Origin of the sequence: Pseudophaeobacter profundi (genome assembly GCF_029697505.1) — a bacterium.
GTDB classification, from domain to species: Bacteria; Pseudomonadota; Alphaproteobacteria; order Rhodobacterales; family Rhodobacteraceae; genus Pseudophaeobacter; species Pseudophaeobacter profundi.
In genome coordinates, this window is the sequence record NZ_JARJEF010000233.1 from 1 (window position 1) to 276 (window position 276).

The following is a 276-nucleotide window of genomic DNA, read 5'->3' on the forward strand; positions in this document are numbered from 1 at the left end:
TGGACATCCCCGAGGACTTTCCACCTCTGACCGATGTTTTTGGACCCGGCTTCGATTGGGAAACTGCTAACATGAACGAACCATCTTGGCCGTCTTCTTTCCCGGGTGGGGGTATCCAAGGACATTCCATGTCGAGTGGTGGGAGCTTGGTTCTCGACACCAGTTTCGACACTTCCGCATTACAAGGGCCGGTGAATCCAGACAGGCTGAACGCCATCAGGTGTAAACTGTCCAACATTTGCAACGATCAGTATCGCGAAATCATCGAGATGCTCC

General features: G+C 52.5%; 1 protein-coding gene. It reads left to right on the forward strand.

Annotation, left to right across the window (positions count from 1 at the left end; translation table 11 throughout):
- Positions 1-71: 71 nt before the first annotated feature.
- On the forward strand, positions 72-276 hold a 205-nt coding region (locus P2081_RS20830; RefSeq protein WP_278924694.1), incomplete at its 3' end, for a hypothetical protein.